Below are 17981 nucleotides of genomic sequence, written 5' to 3' on the forward strand. Positions count from 1 at the left end.
AAAGCCCGGCCGGCAGCGGGGGTTGGAGGCGGGGGGCGGGCCGCCGAATACAATGCCCTGTTCCCCTGCGTCAGGCCGTGCGCCGTGCCGCAGGCGGTCCCGAATCGAATCGACCATCCCATCCTGAGTGGAGCCTCCTGCCGTGTTTATCTCTTCCGCCTTTGCCCAAACCGCCCCCGCCGCTGCCGCAGAAGGCGCCGGCCTGATGGGCTCGCTCACCAGCATGCTGCCGCTGGTGCTGATGTTCGTGGTGCTGTACTTCGTCATGATCCGCCCCCAGATGAAGCGCCAGAAGGAACACCGCGCCATGATCGAAGCCATCGCCAAGGGCGACGAAGTGGCCACGGCCGGCGGCATCATCGGCAAGGTGACCCAGCTGTCCGAAGGTTTCCTGCACATCGAGGTCGCCGCTGGCGTGGTCGTGCAGATCCAGCGCAGCGCCGTGGTGCAGGCGCTGCCCAAGGGCACGGTGAAGTAATAGGCACAACCCCCTGAGCGGCTGCGCCGCTTCCCCCTTCTCTCATCGCTGCGCGATGGGAAGGGGGACGACGCCAGTGGCCTGGCAAAGCCAGTTCCACGGCGTCTGCTGGTGGGGGATGGGCGCCCGGCGTCTGGATAACTGAGAGAAGAACGCGATCATGAACCGTTACCCGGTCTGGAAGTACGCGATCATCGTGATCGTGTTGCTGGTGGGGGCCCTGTACACCCTGCCCAATTTCTTCGGCGAGGCGCCTGCCGTGCAGGTGTCGTCGGCCAAGGCCACCGTCAAGGTGGACAGCGCCGTGCAGCAGCGCGTCGAAGAGGCGCTGAAGGCTGCCGGGCTGAATCCCAGCAGCGTGGTCTTCGAGGGCAATTCGGTGCGCGCGCGCTTCGACACGCCCGACGAGCAGCTCAAGGCCAAAGACGCGATCCAGCGCGCGCTGATCCCCGACGCGAGCGATCCGCCCTACATCGTCGCGCTGAACCTGGTGTCCCGTTCGCCGGACTGGCTCACCGCCATCCACGCCCGTCCCATGTACCTGGGCCTGGACCTGCGCGGCGGCGTGCACTTCATGCTGCAGGTGGACATGCAGGCCGCGCTGACCAAGAAGGTCGAATCCCTGGCCGGCGACCTGCGCACGAGCCTGCGCGACAAGAACATCCGCCACGGCGGCATCAGCCGCGATGGCCAGGCGGTGGACATCCGCGTGCGTGACGACGCCACGCTCACCGCCGCGCGCAACCTGATCACCGACCAGTTCCCCGACCTGCAGTCCACCAGCTCGCCCGACGGCCAGGGCTTCCGCCTGCGCGCCACGATCAAACCCGAGGCGCTGCGCAAGGTGCAGGACCAGGCGCTCAAGCAGAACATCACCACGCTGCACAACCGGATCAACGAACTCGGCGTGGCCGAGCCGGTGATCCAGCAGCAGGGCGTGGACCGCATCGTCGTGCAACTGCCCGGCGTGCAGGACACGGCCAAGGCCAAGGACATACTGGGTCGCACCGCGACGCTGGAAGTGCGCATGGTCGACGAAGGCACCGAGGCGCGCTCCGCCGAGATGGGCTCAGGCCCCGTGCCCTTCGGCGCCGAGAAGTACCTGGACCGCAACGGCCAGGCCGTCATCGTCAAGAAGCAGGTCATCCTGACCGGCGAGAACCTGACCGACGCCCAGCCCGGCTTCGACGGCCAGACGCAGGAGCCCACCGTCAACCTGACGCTGGACGCCAAGGGCTCGCGCATCTTCCGCGACATCACGCGCGAGAACGTGGGCAAGCGCATGGCCATCATCCTGTTCGAAAAGGGCAAGGGCGAGGTGGTGACGGCCCCCGTGATCCGCAGCGAGATCGGCGGCGGCCGCGTGCAGATCTCCGGCCGCATGACCACGGCGGAAGCCAACGACACCTCGCTGCTGCTGCGCGCCGGCTCGCTGGCCGCGCCGATGGAGATCATCGAGGAATACACCATCGGCCCCAGCCTGGGCGCCGACAACATTGATCGCGGCATCCACAGCGTGGTCTGGGGCTTCGTCGCCATCTCGGTGTTCATGTGCGTGTACTACATGCTGTTCGGCGTGATCTCCTCGATCGCGCTGTCGGTCAACGTCCTGATGCTGCTGGCCATCCTGTCGATGCTGCAGGCCACGCTGACGCTGCCGGGCATTGCCGCCATGGCGCTGGCGCTGGGCGTGGCCATCGACTCCAACGTGCTGATCAACGAGCGCATCCGCGAGGAACTGCGCGCGGGCGTGGCCCCGCAGGCGGCCATCCATGCGGGCTACGAGCGGGCTTGGGCGACCATCCTCGACTCCAACGTCACCACGCTGATCGCCGGCCTGGCGCTGCTGGCCTTCGGCTCCGGCCCGGTGCGCGGCTTTGCCGTGGTGCACTGCATCGGCATCCTCACCAGCATGTTCTCGGCCGTGTTCTTCTCGCGCGGTCTGGTCAACCTCTGGTATGGCCGCAAGAAGAAGCTCAAGAGCGTATCCATCGGACAGGTCTGGAAGCCCGAGGGCTCCGACGTGCGTTCCGTGGTCACCAAGAACCAATAAAGGGAGCGGAGCATGGAATTTTTCCGCATCAAGAAGGACATCCCCTTCATGAAATACGCGTTGGTGCTCAACGCGATTTCCTTCCTAACCTTCGCCCTGGCCGTGTTCTTCCTGATCACCCGGGGGCTGCACCTGTCGGTGGAATTCACCGGCGGCACGGTCATGGAGGTGGCCTACACGCAGACCGCCGACATCGGCAAGGTGCGCGAGACGGTGTCCAAGCTCGGCTACGCCGACGTGATCGTGCAGAACTTCGGCACCTCGCGCGACGTGATGATCCGCCTGCCCGTGCAAAAGGGCGTCACGTCCGCGCAGCAGAGCGAACAGGTGCTGGGGGCGCTGAAGGCTGCCGACCCTGAAGTCACCCTGCGCCGCACCGAATTCGTCGGCCCGCAGGTGGGCGAGGAACTGGTGCACGGCGGGCTCATGGCCCTCGGCATGGTGGTGCTGGGCATCGTGATCTACCTGGGCTTCCGCTTCGAGTGGAAATTCGGCGTGGCCGCGGTGATCGCCAACCTGCACGACGTGGTCATCATCCTGGGCTTCTTCGCCTTCTTCCAGTGGGAGTTCTCGCTGGCGGTGCTGGCCGGCGTGCTGGCCGTGCTGGGCTACTCGGTGAACGAGTCCGTGGTGATCTTCGACCGGATCCGCGAGGCCTTCCGCAAATTCCGCAAGATGGACACGCACGAGGTGATCGACCACGCCATCACCTCCACGATGAGCCGCACGATCATCACCCACGCCTCCACCGAGGCCGTGGTGCTGTCGATGTTCTTCTTCGGCGGCCCGAGCCTGCACTATTTCGCGCTGGCGCTGACCATCGGCATCCTGTTCGGCATCTACTCCTCCGTGTTCGTCGCCGCCGCCATCGCCATGTGGCTGGGCGTCAAGCGCGAAGACCTGGTGAAGGCGCCGCCCCGGAAGGATGGCGACCCCAACGATCCCAACGCCGGCGCCGCCGTCTGAGGTGGCACCGCGCTGCCCCGGCGCGGGCCGCCGCGCCAAGCGCGCGGGCCCCGCGGTTGGACCGCATCACGATGGGGATACCACGGCGTTGCACACCGATGGTTCACGGCTAATATCGAGGCCGTATGGATAGCCCTCGCCCCGTCCACCCCCAGCGCCGCCTTGGCCGGCTGGCGCGACAGCGGTTCGTGGACGGGCTGTGCTCCGGCCTGCCGGCGCTCGATCAGGCGCTGCTCGACTTCCTGACCACGCTCATGGGCCAGACGGCCACGCAGCGCGAGATGCAGCAGCGCCGCGACAGCTGGCAGCGCTACCAGGACCACCACCGCACCTGGGTCGAGGGCGTCGCCCGGGCCTGGCGCGCCGGTCTTTCCGCCCAGGCCAGCACCTCCGGCGCCAGCGTGCCGTCGCCTGCGGGCGGCTTCGAATTGCTCAGCGACGAGGTGGTCGAGAACCGCATCCTGGCCTCGCGCCTGGCCCTGACCATGGCCGAGCACCTGGCCGAGGGGTTCGACCCCGTGCGCCAGCGCACGCAGCAGGTCGAGGGCCAGGAGCTCGGGGCTGGCGACATCCTGCGCGCCGAGACGCTGTGCCTGCTGCTGGTCGAGCAGTGGGTCGACGCGGGCCTGCCCGCGTGCCGACCTGCAGGCGGCCATGGACCCGCTGCGGCGCGAACTGGGCGCCCTGCTGCTGCGGCAGTACCGGGACACCGACCGTTTCTACGAAGAGCAGGGTGTCGTCCTGTCGGAGGACCTGCGCTCGCGTGTGCGCCGGGCCCCCGGCGATGTGTCTCCCTCGCGCCCGTCCGCCATGGCCCAGGGCGCGGCCGAGGCGCCGGGCGCAAGGCAGGCCTTTGCGGCGGCTTCCGATTTCATTCCCACCGGCCGGGCGCTGCCCAGCACGCTGCGGGCCGCAGGGGCCTCCGGCGGCGGACTGGGCGGCGGGTCGGGCACGCCACTGGGGCGGGCGCGCCAGCGCGCGCAGGGCGTCATGGGCCAGCTGCGCCGCCTGCTGCTGGTCCAGCCGGGCATGGGCATGGACGTATCCCAGGCGCCGGCATCGCCCGCGCTGGCGCGCGCACTGTCGGCCCAGCGCATGCAGGCCGACGCCTACTACAGCGACCTTGCCACGCTGGTCCAAGACTACAGCCCCGCGGGCGTGGCGCAGATGGCCGGCGCCGTCCGCCAGCGATCGGCCGAGCTGAAGAAGCAGGCCTCCAGTGCCGGCGAGAAGGCCATCATCGAGGTGGTGGCCCTGATGTTCCAGAGCATCCTCAGCGAGGACCGCATTCCCCCCGCCGTGCGTGTGTGGTTTGCGCGGCTGCAGGTGCCGGTCCTGCGCGTGGCGCTGGCCGAGCCCGAGTTCTTCAGCGACCTGAACCACCCCGCGCGCCAGCTCATCGACCGCATGGGCTCGTGCGTGCTGGGCTTCGATGCAGCCGCCATCGGCGGCAGCGCGCTGGAGGCCGAGATCCGGCGCGTGGTGCAGGTGATCGAGCAGTACCCCGAGACCGGCCACCGCGTGTTCCAGCTGGTGCACGAGGAGTTCGAAAAATTCCTGGCCCGTTTCCTCACCGAGAAGCAGGCCACCTCGCGCATCGTGAGCGTGGCCCAGCAGGTGGAGCAGAAGGAGACGCTGGCGATCCAGTACACCATCGAGTTGCGCACCCTGCTCAAGGACATGCCCGTGCGCGACGAGATCCGCGACTTCCTGTTCAAGACCTGGGCGGAGGTGCTGGCCATGTCCGCGGTGCGTGACGGTGCCCAGCATCCGCAGACGGTGGCCCTCAAGCGCACGGCTGCCGATCTGGTGTGGGCCGCCGGTGCCAAGCCGAACCGCGCCGACCGCACGCAGGTCATCCAGAACCTGCCGGGCCTGCTGCAGAACCTGCGGAGCGGCATGGCGCTCATCGGCGTCCAGGGGCCGCCGCAGGACGCGCAGATCAAGGTGCTCACCGACACGCTGGCCGACGCCTTCCTCTCCAAGACGGCCTCCATTCCCCAGGCGCGCATCGACGCGATGTCCCGGCGCCTGGCCAATCTGGAGGACTACATGAGCGACGAGACCTTGGGCGAGATGCCGCTCAATGCCGACACCATCGAGATGATGCTGGGAATCGATGCGTCGTCCATCCATGTCATCGCCGACAACGGCGCACCGGTGCAGCAGGAAGCCGTGGCCTGGGCGCAGGAGCTGCAGCGCGGCACCTGGTTCACGCTGGACCACAATGGCGCGTCCGCCCAGGTGCAGTACGCCTGGCACAGCCGGCGCAAGCAGCTGCACCTGTTCGCCGCTGCGGACGGCCGCAGCTACCTGCTGCAGCTGCGCCGCCTGGGCGCCTACCTGCAGTCCGGCCTGCTGGTGGCCCAGGAGGAGGAAGGCCTCACCATGCGCGCCACGCGCGAGGCGCTCGCCAAACTGGACGCCAACCCCGAGCGCCTGCTGGATTGAGCCGCGCGGCCCGTGCGGCCGTGCTGCCTCGCCGCGCCAGGGCGCTGCAGATTGGAGCCGGGTCCCGGCTGCGGGGCTGCAAGCGCTGGCGACTTGATCCATGCCCGAGTCGTCTTTCCGTGGAAGCTAAGGCTCTTTTGCGAGGCGAGACACCGGCAAGGGCTGGCCTCGTACCGGAGCCGCCCTTAGCGCGGGCCCCACCGCAGGGTGCGGTGCGCGGCGGCCAATGCCGGCCGTACGGTGCTGATCGATGCCACGAGCGCCGGGCGCAGCGGGCGGCGATGCGAAGGGTGCAATGCCTGCGGGGTGCGATACGGGGTGAGGGATGAGAGAGGAGCGGAGCCCTCAGTCTGCAGCGTCCTCGTCCCCGCCGCTCGCTGCGGCATCCCGGCCGGCACGCACCACGCGGCGCACGATATCGCCTGCAAAGCCGCGCGCAGCAAGAAAGCGCATCTGCCGCGCCATCTCCTGCGGCGTGGTCGCGGGGTGGTGGCCGAACCGCTGCTGCCAGACGGCTGCGGCGCGTTCTTGTTCCGTACCGGCCAGGCGGCCCAGTGTGGCGCGCACCAGGTCGTCGTCCAGGCCCTTGCTGCGCAGCTCCTGCGCCAGGCGCTGGTGGCCCAGCCGGCCCGCCCGCCGGTTCACGACCGACTCGGCCACCCGCGCGGGGTTGATGAAATCCTTGGCCTGCAACTCGTCCAGCACGGCCTGCAGGTCATCGCCTTCCTGCACATGGCGGGCCAGCTTGGTCTGCAGTTCGGTGCGCGAGTGCTCGCGCTGGGCCAGCAGGCGCAGCGCGCGGCCCTTGAGCGACAAGCGGGCAAATCCCATGAATGCTATGAAAACAAGAGCTGCTGGCGCAGGTGTGTACTGCGCCAGAGCCCGTTTTGATGCTGATTGGTCAGCGCGCGCTCACTTCTCGGCCTTGTCCGCCTTGGCGGGCTTCTCGGCCTTTTCAGGCTTGGAAGCGCCGGCCTGCGAGCTGCCGGGCAGCAGGGCGATGCCCAGGCCTTCGCGCACCCGGTTCTCGATCTCGAACGCCAGGTCGGCGTTCTCGCGCAGGAACTCGCGGGCGTTGTCACGGCCCTGGCCGATCTTCTCGCCGTTGTAGGCGTACCAGGCGCCGCTCTTTTCGAGGATGCGCGCTTCCACGCCCATGTCGATGATCTCGCCTTCGCGGCTGATGCCTTCGCCGAAGAGGATGTCGAACTCCGCCGTCTTGAAGGGCGGGCTCACCTTGTTCTTCACCACCTTGACCTTGGTTTCGTTGCCGATGGCTTCGTCGCCCTTCTTGATGGTGCCGGTGCGGCGGATGTCCAGGCGCACGGAGGCGTAGAACTTCAGCGCGTTGCCGCCCGTAGTGGTCTCGGGGCTGCCGAACATCACGCCGATCTTCATGCGGATCTGGTTGATGAAGATGACCGTGCAGTTGGTCTTCTTGATCGTGGCGGTGAGCTTGCGCAGGGCCTGGCTCATCAGGCGGGCCTGCAGGCCGGGCAGCGAGTCGCCCATCTCGCCTTCGATTTCGGCCTTGGGTGTCAGCGCGGCCACCGAGTCGACGACGATCAGGTCCACGGCGCCGGAGCGCACCAGGCTGTCCACGATTTCCAGCGCCTGCTCGCCGGTGTCGGGCTGCGAGATGAGCAGATCGGACAGCTTCACGCCCAGCTTCTGGGCGTATTGCACGTCCAGCGCGTGTTCGGCATCGACGAAGGCGCAGGTGCCGCCCAGCTTCTGCATGTTGGCGATCACCTGCAGCGTGAGCGTGGTCTTGCCCGAGCTTTCCGGGCCGTAGATCTCGACCACGCGGCCGCGTGGCAGGCCGCCCACGCCCAGGGCGATGTCCAGGCCCAGGGAGCCGGTGGAGACCACCTGGATGTCTTCAATGACCTCGCCTTCGCCCAGGCGCATGATCGTGCCCTTGCCGAACTGCTTCTCGATCTGTGCCAGCGCGGCCTGCAGGGCCTTGGCCTTTTCGCTGTTGTTGACTGCGACGTCCATGGAAAACTCCTTGAAAGACTATGGGTGATGTGTCCTGGCCCGTCTGCTGTTAACCACAGGCTGGATGCTTGAACAGTAGTTTATGCGAGGGTTGTCGGCGCACTCAATCGAAATATAGTCAGTTTGACTGACAATATCCGGATGGCTGAACATCCTGTGCATTCGCCGGCCGGCGATGGCTGGCGCCAGACCCACCTGGGCCGCTTGCTGGGCCATGCCATGCGCCGCTTCGATGCGCGTGTGCTGCAGCTCATGGCCCATGCCGTCGAGGTGCCGCTGGCGCTCTCCAATCTGGCGGCCCGCGACCAGGTCAGCGCCGCACACATCCACATCACCCGCCACCTCTCGCTGGAGGGCGACCGGCTGACCGACCTGGCCCAGCGCGCGGGCATGGCCAAACAGTCCATGGCCGATCTGGTGGACCAGTGCGCGGCCTGGGGCCTGGTGACGCGGGAGCCCGACCCACGCGATGCGCGGGCCCGGATGGTGCGTTTCACACCCACGGGGCTGGCATGGCTGCAGGCCTTCCGGGATGCCGTGGCACAGGCCGAGGCGGAGTTCCGGGCCGAGGTGGGCGAGGAGGTGGCGACGGTGGTGGCCATCGGGCTGGAGGCCTATGCGGGCGCGGACGGCACGCCTGCCTGAGACCGTCCCTCGGCACCGCGTCCCGCCGCCTTGCGCGTGCCTGCGGACGAGGCGTAGTGCAGCGCCGGGGACTTGACCCGGCTCAAGTGGCCTGCACGGCCATGGAGCCCGCAGCGGCGGTGCGCATTCCGGCCTCTAGAATCATCGGCGTGCCCACCCTGTAGGGCGCCCGATCCGCACTCCAGGAGACACGCATGCGCATCCTCATTGCCGAAGACGACCAGGTGCTGGCCGACGGCCTGCTACGCACTCTGCGCGGCTCCGGCGCCGTGGTGGACCACGTGGCCAGCGGCACCGAGGCCGACGCCGCGCTCATGACCAACAACGAGTTCGACCTGCTCATCCTCGACCTGGGCCTGCCCCGCCTGCACGGGCTGGAGGTGCTCAAGAAGCTGCGCGGCCGTGGCTCGGCGCTGCCGGTGCTGATCCTCACCGCCGCCGACAGCGTGGACGAGCGCGTGAAGGGCCTGGACTTCGGCGCGGACGATTACATGGCCAAGCCGTTCTCGCTGCAGGAGCTGGAAGCCCGCGTGCGGGCGCTCACGCGCCGCGGCATGGGCGGCACCAGCAGCTCCATCAAGCACGGCCCGTTGGTCTACGACCAGGCCGGCCGCGTGGCCACCATCGACGGCAAGATGGTCGAGCTGTCGGCGCGCGAGCTGGGTCTGCTGGAGGTGCTGCTGCAGCGCGCCGGCCGCCTGGTGAGCAAGGAACAACTGGTGGAGCGGCTGTGCGAGTGGGGCGAAGAGGTCAGCAACAACGCCATCGAGGTCTACATCCACCGCCTGCGCAAGAAGATCGAGCGCGGCCCGATCCGCATCGCCACGGTGCGGGGCCTGGGCTACTGCCTGGAAAAGATCGCCTGACGCGGCACGCGACACGCGGCGCACGGCGTGGTGCTCACGCCCCGCCGTAGCTCTCCAGCGCCGTCCGCAGGCGCTGCACCACGGCCCGGCGCAGAGCCGCCGGCCGCACCACCTCCACGTCCGGCGCCAGCGGCAGCAACTGGCCGCAGGCATGCGCGATCGATTCGATCGGAAGGCGCACAGCCACGCGGCCGTCGCGGCGGCGTGATGGCTGCTCCCGCGCCTGGCGCACGGCGCGCGCGATGGCACTGGTCAGATCCTCCAGGCGGGCGAGCCCGCGCTCCGTCGCCAGCACGTCGGCATGGCCGGTATGCAGCCGTTCCTCGAATGCGCGCAGCGACCGGGCCCAGTGCGCCGGCAGGTCGAAACCCGGCGGGCGCGGCACCGGCAGGTCCGTGAGCGCGGCGGACTGGATCGCGGAGATGCGGTACGTGCGCAGGGCCCCGCCATCCGACAGCGCCACGAGGTACCACAGCCCCGCCTTGAGCACGAGGCCGAGCGGCGCCACCGTGCGCTCCGCAGTCCCCGACCAGCTCGCATAGCGCATCGCCAGCTGCCGCTCCTGCCATACGCCCGCCGCCACCGTGACCAGATGGGGCGTGGCCTCGCCGTCGCGGTACCAGCCGATGGGGTCCAGGTGCAGGCGCCCGCTCACGCTCTGGGCCGCGCCACGCCAAGCGGCCGGCAGGGCGGCCAGCAGCTTCAGCTGAGCGGACGCGACGTCGCCGGCCAGGCCCAGGTCGGCTGCAGGGCCGGGCAGGCCGCTCAGGAACACGGCCTGCGCCTCGGCCGGGGTGAGGCCGGTGAGCGTCGTGCGCCAGCCGGGCAGCAGGGCGAAGCCGCCGTGGCGGCCGCGGTCGGCGTAGATGGGCACGCCTGCGGCGCTCAGCTGGTCCACGTCGCGGTGCAGCGTGCGCACGGACACCTGCAGTTCCTGCGCCAGCGCCCGGGCGCTCATGCGGCCGCGCGTTTCCAGCAGCATCTGGAGCGAAAGCAGTCGGCTGGCGCGCATGGTGTGGCGGGCGGTGGATGGGAGATCGAAGCGATGCGCGGAGTGTGCACGCAATACATGCCACCAGGTGGCAGATATGGCTGCGCACACTGGCCGTCCTGACATCAACGCTTGGCCGCGGCCGTTCCGACGGCCCACAGGAGACCCACACAATGACTGCAACCGCACCGCTTTCCATCGCCCCACCCCTGCAGCCCGCGCCGCCCGGACTGTCCGATCCCTCTGTCATCGAGCTGCGCCGCTACGCCCTGCGTACCGGTCGGCGCGACGCGCTGATCCAGCTCTTCGACCGCGAATTCGTGGAAACGCAGGAGGCCTGCGGCATGCGAGTGATCGGCCAGTTCCGTGACATCGACCACCCGGACCTCTTCGTCTGGCTGCGCGGCTTCAGCGGCATGCCGGCCCGGCGCCGTGCACTGCAGTCCTTCTACGGCGGGCCGGTGTGGGCGGCGCACCGCGACGCGGCCAACGCCACCATGGCCGATTCGGACGATGTGCACCTGCTGCGCCCCGCCTGGCCCGGCGCGGCCGCAGAACTGCCGCCGCCGCAGCGCGCGCAGACGGGCGAAATCGCGTTGCCGCCCGGGCGGGCCGACATCGCCCTATTGCCCCTGCACGCAGCGCCCGGGCCCGAACTGCTGGCCCAGTGCCGCGAACGGCTCACGCCCTGCTGGCTGGCGGCGGGCGCCCGGGCCGTGGCCTGGTACGCCACCGAGGAGGCGCCCAACAGCTTTCCGCGCCTGCCCGTGCGCGAAGGCGTGCACAGGCTCATGTGCCTGATACTGCTGCGCCAGGCGGCCGCGCCCGGCATCGCGTTGCGCGAGGCCATCGGCGCGCTGCAGCCCTGGCTGGCCGGGCCCGCTGAACTGCACCGGCTGCGCCCCACGGCGCGGTCCGCCCTGCACGGCTGATCCTGCCCGCCGCAGCTTCCCGGTCGGGCTTGTGGTGCTACTTTTTACATAGCGTAAGGCGCTTGATGTATAAGCGCTGCAAGGCAGATTGACACCAAATCCTTTGCGGCGGCACCCTTGAAAATCTTCCAGCGCGAGCAACGCTCCCTGTTCGGCGAGATCCTCGACTGGATGCTCACGCCGCTGCTGCTGCTGTGGCCGGTCAGCCTGGCGCTGACCTGGCTGGTGGCGCAGGGGCTGGCCAACAAGCCCTTCGACCGCGCCCTGGAATACAACGCCCATGCCCTCGCGCAGCTGGTCAGCGTGCAGGACGAGGCGGTCACCTTCAACCTGCCGCAGCCGGCCAGCGAAATCCTGCGCGCGGACGAGTCCGACATCGTCTACTACCAGGTGATCTCGCCCACCGGGCAGTTCCTGTCGGGCGAGCGCGAGCTGCCTGCGCCACCCGAAGACGAGCGGCCGTTTTCGGGCGAGGTGAAGCTGCGCGACGCGGAACTGCGCGGCATCGACATCCGCGTGGCCTACATCTGGGTGCGCGTGCCCTTGCCGGGCGCGCCGGCGGCGCTGGTGCAGGTGGCCGAGACGCGCGAGAAGCGCAGCGTGCTGGCCACCGAGATCATCAAGGGCGTGATGCTGCCGCAGTTCGTCATCCTGCCGCTGGCCGTGCTGCTGGTGTGGCTGGCGTTGGCGCGCGGCATCAAGCCGCTGCACCAGCTGGAAGAACGCATCCGTGCGCGCCGGCCCGACGACCTGTCGCCGCTGGACCACAAGGCCGTGCCGATGGAGGTGGCGCCGCTCGTCGATTCCGTCAACGACCTGCTGCGCCGCCTGCACGAATCCATGGCCACGCAGAAGCGCTTTCTGGCCGACGCGGCGCACCAGCTCAAGACGCCGCTGGCGGGGCTGCGCATGCAGGCCGACCTGGCCCAGCGCGAGGGGTCGGACACCGAGGCGCTGCGCCGCTCGCTGCAGCAGATCGGGCGTTCCAGCATCCGCGCCACGCACACGGTGAACCAGCTGCTGTCGCTGGCGCGGGCGGAGGGCGGCGGCAACGGCCTGGCGCGCCAGCCGGTGGACCTGGCGCGGCTGTTGATCGAGGTCGTGCGCGACTGCGTACCCCGCGCGCTCGACAAGCACATCGACCTCGGCTACGACGGCGTTCAGCCCGGCGCCGCCGGCGTGTGGGTGGATGGCAACCCTACGCTGCTGGGCGAACTGGTGCGCAACCTGCTGGACAACGCCATCAACTACACACCGTCGAGCAAGTCGCAGCCGGGCGTGATCACCGCGCGCGTGCTGGCGGACACCTTCGGCCAGGTGGCCGTGCTGCAGGTGGAGGATTCGGGCCCGGGCGTGCCCCCGCACGAGCGGGAGCTGGTGTTCCAGCCGTTCTACCGCGTGCTGGGCTCGGACGCGGACGGCTCGGGCCTGGGTCTGCCCATCGTGCTGGAGATCGCCCGCCAGCACGGCGCCACCGTGCGGCTCGATGACGCGCATCCCGGCCAGACGCCGCCCGGGGCCTGCTTCTCGGTGCGCTTTCCTGCGCGGCCGGTGGCGGGCAGCGCCGATGCCTCGGCAGCACCGCCGACCATCCTGGGCGTCTGACACCACGCAGATCACGCAGCCACAAAAAAACAAAGCCCACGCCGTGGGGCATGGGCTTTGAACTGCAGGCGGTAGGTGGCCCGTCCGGGCTCTCCCGCCGTCGTCCGGCTTAGTAAGTGGTGGGCACCACGCCGCGTTCGTACTGGTAGGCGATTGTGCTCACGTCACCGCCCAGGCGCTGGATCTCGGCCAGGTACTCAGGGCCGCTGCGCATGCGCTGGTACTCGGCCAGGCGCTGCTGGTACACCGGGTCGGAGGCCAGCGAGCGTTCACCCATTGGGTAGCTGCCCAGGCCGGCGCGCTGCCACAGAGCCCAGTCGGCCTGCACTTCCACCCGTGCCACGCCTTGCTGCGGCTGGGGCGTCATGGTCGACACGGCGGGGCTGGCGGCGATGGGTTCGGGACCGCCCCAGCTTTCCTGGGACACCTGGGCATTGGCGGCGCCCACACCCGTGATGGCAATGGCGGCTGCGGCGATGAGATGCTTGCAATTCATGACAGAAGTCCTTTCTTGGTCATCAAAACGTGCAGTTAGCGGAATTGCTTGCTGCGAGGAATCCAGTGTGCGCCGCCCTGGGACCCCGTCCTGTGCGAAATCCCGGGGATGCGTGTCAGCCCGGTTCCGACAGCGGCGTGCTCCTGGGCGACGGCCCCTGTCCCTGGCGGAGACGGCTTTCCGAGGGGCCGGACCTGTCGTCCATCGCAGGGTCCGGCGCTGCCTGGCGCGCGAAGGCTCCCGTCGCGCTCCCTGCCTTTTCTGCCGGGCTGTCAGACGAAAAAAAGCCTCCCGGCCATACAGGGCGGGAGGCAGCCTCGCGCAAGCGAGGGAGAGGGCTTCTCGTGCGGGGCGAAGCGATCAGTGGGCGTTGCCCGTGGCAGCGCGGCCGGCCACGGCGCTCACATCGCCACCCAGGCGGCGCACTTCGGCGGTGTACTCGGCGCCGCTGCGCAGGCGGCGGTACTCGGCGACCTTCTGGTCATAGGCGGCGTCGGCGACATGGGTCGTCTCGCCGCTGTTGTAGTCGGACAGGCCGGCACGGTTCCACAGGTTCAGGTCGGCCTGCACTTCGGCGCGGCTCAGGGCCGGGCCCTGGGCCACGGGCTCGGCACCGAACCATTCTTCCTGGGAGTGCGTGGCGGCCGAGGCGGTGCCCGCGAAAGAGGCGGCGGCGAGGGCGGCGATGGCGATGAGCTTGTTGGTGTTCTTCATGGCGTACTTCCTTTGGACTAGAGACCGTGCAGCGCGGGATTGCGTCTGCATGGGGGGAAGTTTCCGCTTCTGCCGCCGCGGTGTATGTGCGTAAACGCACAACTTTTCCCAGGTCGCCCTGCTGGGGAAATCCGCTCGATGCGCCGATGCGCCGCGACGGATGCGCTCAGGCGGAAGGCGGCAGGGGCGTGGCGAAGCGCGGCTCGCCCCACTGCTGCGAAGGCCGGCGCACATGCAGCACCTCCAGGGGCTGCGACCGGCCCCGCACCTGCACCTGCTGGGGCGTGCCCAGCGCGTGCTCCACGCCGGCCAGGCGTGCGGCCTCCAGTGACAGCACCAGGCGCGCCTCGGCCACCTTGGAATAGTCCTGTAGGCGGCTGGCGGTGTTGACGACCTCGCCCACGGCCGTGAAGGTGGTGGTGTCTTCGTAGCCCACGCGCCCCACGGCCACGCGGCCGGCGTGCAGCCCCATGCCGAAATCGAGTGGCTGCCCGAATTGCGCGCGGAAGGTGTCGCTCCACGACTCCATGCGCTGCTCGATGAGCGCTGCGGCGTGCACCGCCTGCCGGCAGGCGGTGGGCAGATCCGTCTCCAGGCCGAACAGCGCCATCACGCTGTCGCCGATGAACTGGTTGGCCAGGCCGCCGCTGTCGTGCACGGCCGCGCCGACGCGGGCGAAATACTGGTCCAGCACCCACGCCAGGTCGAAGGGCCACTGCCGCTCCGCCAGGCCGGACCAGCGGCGCAGATCGACGAAGAGCACGGCCACCTCGCGCTCCTCGCCCGCGCGCCCCGCCACGGCCGACGCGCCGGCGCGAAACAGCGGCGTGACCGTCACGTCGCCCCGCGGGCGCAGCTGGCAGGCCAGGCGCACGTCGGCGGGTGCATGCACGCGCTGCAGCGTCAGGCGCTCGTCGCGGTGGGGTGGGGGCAGCACCCCGTCGGCCGCCTGCACGCGCACGCGGCAGGTGGAGCAGCGCGCGCGGCCGCCGCACAGCGACAGGTGCTCGATGCCGTGCGCGCGGCTGGCTTCCAGCACGCTGAAGCCCCGCGGCACCTGCACCGCGCGGTCGGGGTAGCGCAGCGTGATCGGGCCCCGGCCCAGCCCCTGGCGCATGGCGTCCCAGGCCCAGCGCAAGGCCAGCAGCCCGGCCAGGGCGATCACCCACCAGCCGCGCAAGACATCGATGAGCTGGCGCAGCGCATGGCCGGCCTGCGGGCTGGGCCCGGCCACCGGCGGCAGGGCGCTGGCGGTCATCTCGCGCGCCATCGCCAGCAGGCCCAGCGCGGCCAGCACCGGCAGCAGCACCGCGCCCGTCAGCAGCAGCGGCTGCCAGCGCCGCCAACCGGCGCGCAAGCGCAGCGCCAGGTGCAGGCCCAGGCAGCCGTGGGCCCAGGCGGTGCTGAGCAGCAGCAGCTGCAGCGCGAGGCTTTCAGGGCTCCAGATGGCGCGCACGATGCGGGCGTAGGACGGGTCCACGCCCCAGGCCTCCTGGGCCCAGCGGGTGGACACGAAGTGGGCCGCCAGCAGCAGCGGCAGGCACAGGCCGAGCGCCAGGCGCACCGCCTCGATGGCCGGCATGCGCAGGCTGCGCCGCTGCCACACCGCCACGGCGGCCATGCCCAGGTGCACGGCGAACGCGCCATACAGCAGCACCGTGCCGGGCACCGTGCCCCACAGGCCGTGCAGCCCGCGGCGCAGGGCCTCTGCCGCGTCCAGCGACACCAGCCCGGCCGCGTGGTTGACCAGGTGCAGCGCCACATAGACCCACATCACCACGCCGCTGGCCCAGCGCAGGTTGCGCACGGTGGGCAGGCGAAGGCGAGGGAGCGGCAGGGACATGGAGCGGGGGCGCTGCGGAGCGGAGGGGGCCTGAGCATAATGCGCCACCCCGCCCCGCGCGTGGCGGCGTCCCGTGCCATCGCTTCCATCCCTCCTCCGTCCATCCCCTCCCATGACCGCCCCCGCTGCCCGCTCCAGCCTGGCCCTGCGCCGCATTGCTCTGCTGGACGGCCTGGGCGATGCCTGCCTGGACCGCATCGCCGCCGAGTGCGACTGGCGCACCATCGATGCGCGCAAGCCGGTGTTCACGCGGGCCTCTGCGGCGGGCGAGGTGTTCTTTCTGGTGTCGGGGCGCGCGCGCATCACCACCTACTCGGCGAACGGGCGCGAGGTGACCTTCCGCGACTACGAGGCCGGCGAGCACTTCGGCGACCTGTCGGCCATCGACGGCCAACCGCGCTCGGCCGACGTGGTGACTCTGGAGCCGTCGCTGCTGGCCTGCCTGCCGGGCGAGGCCTTTCTGGCGCTGCTGCGGCGCGAGCCGGTGGTGAGCATGCGCATGATGGCCAACCTCACGCTGCTGGTGCGGCGGCTGACCGAGCGCGTCATCGAACTCAGCACCCTGGGCGTGCAGACGCGCCTGCATGCCGAACTGCTGCGCCTGGCGCAGGCCGCAGGCGTGGAGGGCAACACCGCCCGCATCGACCCGGCCCCGGCGCACGCCGTGCTGGCCGGCAAGATCAGCACCAACCGCGAACAGGTCACGCGCGAGCTGAGCGCCCTCACCAAGCGTGGCGTGCTGCGCAAGGACGGGCCGCACGCCCTGGTGGTGGCGGATGTGCGCGAGCTGGAGGCCCTGGTGGCCGAGGTGCGCGGCGACTGAGCGGCGCGCAGCAGGCGGTTTGCTATTAATTAAATAGCTGCTCGCGATTGATGGACAAGCGCTGGAGGCCGATTGGGCTCGTGGCTTCTGTGCCTCGTATCCCCAAGCCCCCGGCCCGGGCTCCGTCGCCGCTCAGGGCACCGGCTTGGGCACCGCCAGCAGCCAGTCGCGAAAGCGCACCAGCGTCGCCAGGTGGGCGCGGGCCTCGGGGTAGCACAGCCAGTAGCCCAGGTCGCTGGTGTAGCCGCCGCCGGGCAGCGGCTCGGCCACGGTGCCGGCGGTGATCTCGTCCTGCACCAGGCAGCGCGGCACCAGGGCCACGCCCATGCCCACGGAGACGGCGCGGATCATGGTCTGGAACTGGTCGAACTGCGGGCCGGCCAGCGTGTTCAGGCCGTGCAGGCCGTGCGCCTCGCTCCAGCGCTCCCACGATGCCGGAATGGTCGCATGGCGCAGCAGCGTGCAGCGCGCCACGTCCTGCGGGCTGCGGATGTCCACCTCGGCCAGCTCCTTGCGCGGCGCGATCAGCGCCACGTCGTTGCCGGCCAGGTAGTGCGATCGCGCGCCCGGCCAGTGCCCGTCCCCGAAGAGGATGGAGCAGTCCAGTTCTGGGTCCGAGAAGTCGTAGCCGTGCACGAAGGGCACGAAGTGCAGCGTCACCTGCGGGTGCTGCTGGTGCAGCTGGGGCAGTAGGGGAATGAGCCATTTGGCGGCGAAGGTGGGCAGCACCGACAGGTGCAGCGCGCCGCCGTCGCCGCCGCTGGTGATCAGCTCCAGCGTGGCCGCCTCCAGCCGCGTGAGCAGCGCGCTCACAGCCTTCTCGTAGCGCTCGCCGGCGGGAGTGAGCGTGAGGCGCTTGCGGCTGCGCTCGAACAGGTCGATGCCCACCCAGCGCTCCAGCTCCTGCACCTGCTTGCTGACGGCGCTCTGCGTGAGGTGCAGCGCCTCCGCGGCACGGGAGACGCCGCCGAAGCGCGCCACGGTACAGAAGGCGCGCAGCAAATGCAGCGGGGGATTGAGGCGGCGCAAAGACATGGCTCGGGGCGATCAAAACATTCCTGGTTGGAATATTAACAGGCATACCATTTGCTTTTTCACCGGCACCGAATCCGGTAAT

At 69.8% G+C, this 17981-nt stretch carries 15 protein-coding genes and 1 pseudogene; 9 read left to right on the top strand and 7 right to left on the bottom strand.

Annotation, left to right across the window (positions count from 1 at the left end):
• Positions 1–142: 142 nt before the first annotated feature.
• The 4 genes and pseudogenes from yajC to QE399_RS07685 all read left to right on the top strand — a co-directional run bounded on the left by yajC (position 143) and on the right by QE399_RS07685 (position 5948).
• Positions 143–478 carry a preprotein translocase subunit YajC gene (yajC, locus tag QE399_RS07670; RefSeq protein ID WP_309827703.1) on the top strand — a complete coding sequence of 112 codons (336 nt, stop codon included), beginning with the start codon at positions 143–145 and terminating at the stop codon, positions 476–478.
• A gap of 160 nt (positions 479–638) precedes the next feature.
• Positions 639–2531 (top strand): protein translocase subunit SecD, encoded by a 1893-nt coding sequence (gene secD / locus QE399_RS07675; protein ID WP_309827705.1) that lies wholly within the window; start codon positions 639–641, stop codon positions 2529–2531.
• Between the two features lie 12 nt (positions 2532–2543).
• The gene (gene secF, locus QE399_RS07680; RefSeq protein WP_309827707.1) at positions 2544–3497 is read left to right on the top strand and encodes a protein translocase subunit SecF; all 954 of its coding nucleotides are present in this window, start codon (positions 2544–2546) and stop codon (positions 3495–3497) included.
• A 125-nt stretch (positions 3498–3622) separates the two neighbouring features.
• Positions 3623–5948, top strand: a pseudogene (locus tag QE399_RS07685) (DUF1631 family protein).
• 345 nt (positions 5949–6293) lie between these two features.
• Here the strand turns inward: QE399_RS07685 and recX are convergent.
• Together recX and recA are read right to left on the bottom strand one after the other, a co-directional pair.
• On the bottom strand, positions 6294–6779 hold the full coding sequence (gene recX, locus QE399_RS07690) for a recombination regulator RecX (RefSeq protein WP_309827709.1): 486 nt from the start codon (positions 6777–6779) through the stop codon (positions 6294–6296).
• A gap of 81 nt (positions 6780–6860) precedes the next feature.
• On the bottom strand, positions 6861–7949 hold the full coding sequence (recA, locus tag QE399_RS07695) for a recombinase RecA (protein WP_309827710.1): 1089 nt from the start codon (positions 7947–7949) through the stop codon (positions 6861–6863).
• A 141-nt stretch (positions 7950–8090) separates the two neighbouring features.
• On the opposite strand from recA, the gene QE399_RS07700 reads away from it, so the two are divergent.
• Positions 8091–8594: a MarR family winged helix-turn-helix transcriptional regulator gene (locus QE399_RS07700; RefSeq protein WP_309827714.1), complete on the top strand. Its 504-nt coding sequence runs from the start codon at positions 8091–8093 to the stop codon at positions 8592–8594.
• Between the two features lie 194 nt (positions 8595–8788).
• Positions 8789–9460, top strand: coding sequence for a response regulator (locus QE399_RS07705; RefSeq protein WP_309827715.1), 672 nt, complete (start codon positions 8789–8791; stop codon positions 9458–9460).
• A 34-nt stretch (positions 9461–9494) separates the two neighbouring features.
• On the opposite strand, the gene QE399_RS07710 is transcribed toward QE399_RS07705, so the two are convergent.
• Positions 9495–10472 (bottom strand): helix-turn-helix transcriptional regulator, encoded by a 978-nt coding sequence (locus tag QE399_RS07710; RefSeq protein ID WP_309827716.1) that lies wholly within the window; start codon positions 10470–10472, stop codon positions 9495–9497.
• A 152-nt stretch (positions 10473–10624) separates the two neighbouring features.
• Between QE399_RS07710 and QE399_RS07715 the strand changes: the two genes are divergently transcribed.
• Together QE399_RS07715 and QE399_RS07720 are read left to right on the top strand one after the other, a co-directional pair.
• Positions 10625–11383 carry an NIPSNAP family protein gene (locus tag QE399_RS07715; RefSeq protein ID WP_309827717.1) on the top strand — a complete coding sequence of 253 codons (759 nt, stop codon included), beginning with the start codon at positions 10625–10627 and terminating at the stop codon, positions 11381–11383.
• 117 nt (positions 11384–11500) lie between these two features.
• The gene (locus tag QE399_RS07720; protein WP_309827719.1) at positions 11501–12988 is read left to right on the top strand and encodes a sensor histidine kinase; all 1488 of its coding nucleotides are present in this window, start codon (positions 11501–11503) and stop codon (positions 12986–12988) included.
• A 109-nt stretch (positions 12989–13097) separates the two neighbouring features.
• Here the strand turns inward: QE399_RS07720 and QE399_RS07725 are convergent, their stop codons facing one another.
• The 3 genes from QE399_RS07725 to QE399_RS07735 form a co-directional block, all read right to left on the bottom strand.
• Entirely contained in the window at positions 13098–13484 is a 387-nt protein-coding gene (locus QE399_RS07725) for a hypothetical protein (RefSeq protein WP_309827721.1), read from the bottom strand.
• A gap of 360 nt (positions 13485–13844) precedes the next feature.
• Positions 13845–14198, bottom strand: a complete 354-nt coding sequence (locus QE399_RS07730) for a DUF4148 domain-containing protein (protein ID WP_309827722.1) — start codon at positions 14196–14198, stop codon at positions 13845–13847.
• Positions 14199–14364: 166 nt separating this feature from the next.
• Positions 14365–16041, bottom strand: a complete 1677-nt coding sequence (locus QE399_RS07735; RefSeq protein WP_309827724.1) for an adenylate/guanylate cyclase domain-containing protein — start codon at positions 16039–16041, stop codon at positions 14365–14367.
• Positions 16042–16153: 112 nt separating this feature from the next.
• Between QE399_RS07735 and QE399_RS07740 the strand changes: the two genes are divergently transcribed.
• The gene (locus QE399_RS07740; RefSeq protein ID WP_309827726.1) at positions 16154–16864 is read left to right on the top strand and encodes a Crp/Fnr family transcriptional regulator; all 711 of its coding nucleotides are present in this window, start codon (positions 16154–16156) and stop codon (positions 16862–16864) included.
• 132 nt (positions 16865–16996) lie between these two features.
• On the opposite strand, the gene QE399_RS07745 is transcribed toward QE399_RS07740, so the two are convergent.
• On the bottom strand, positions 16997–17899 hold the full coding sequence (locus tag QE399_RS07745) for a LysR substrate-binding domain-containing protein (RefSeq protein ID WP_309827728.1): 903 nt from the start codon (positions 17897–17899) through the stop codon (positions 16997–16999).
• Positions 17900–17981 lie beyond the last annotated feature (82 nt).

Origin of the sequence: Paracidovorax wautersii, assembly GCF_031453675.1 — a bacterium.
In the GTDB taxonomy this organism is placed as follows: domain Bacteria; phylum Pseudomonadota; class Gammaproteobacteria; order Burkholderiales; family Burkholderiaceae_C; genus Paracidovorax.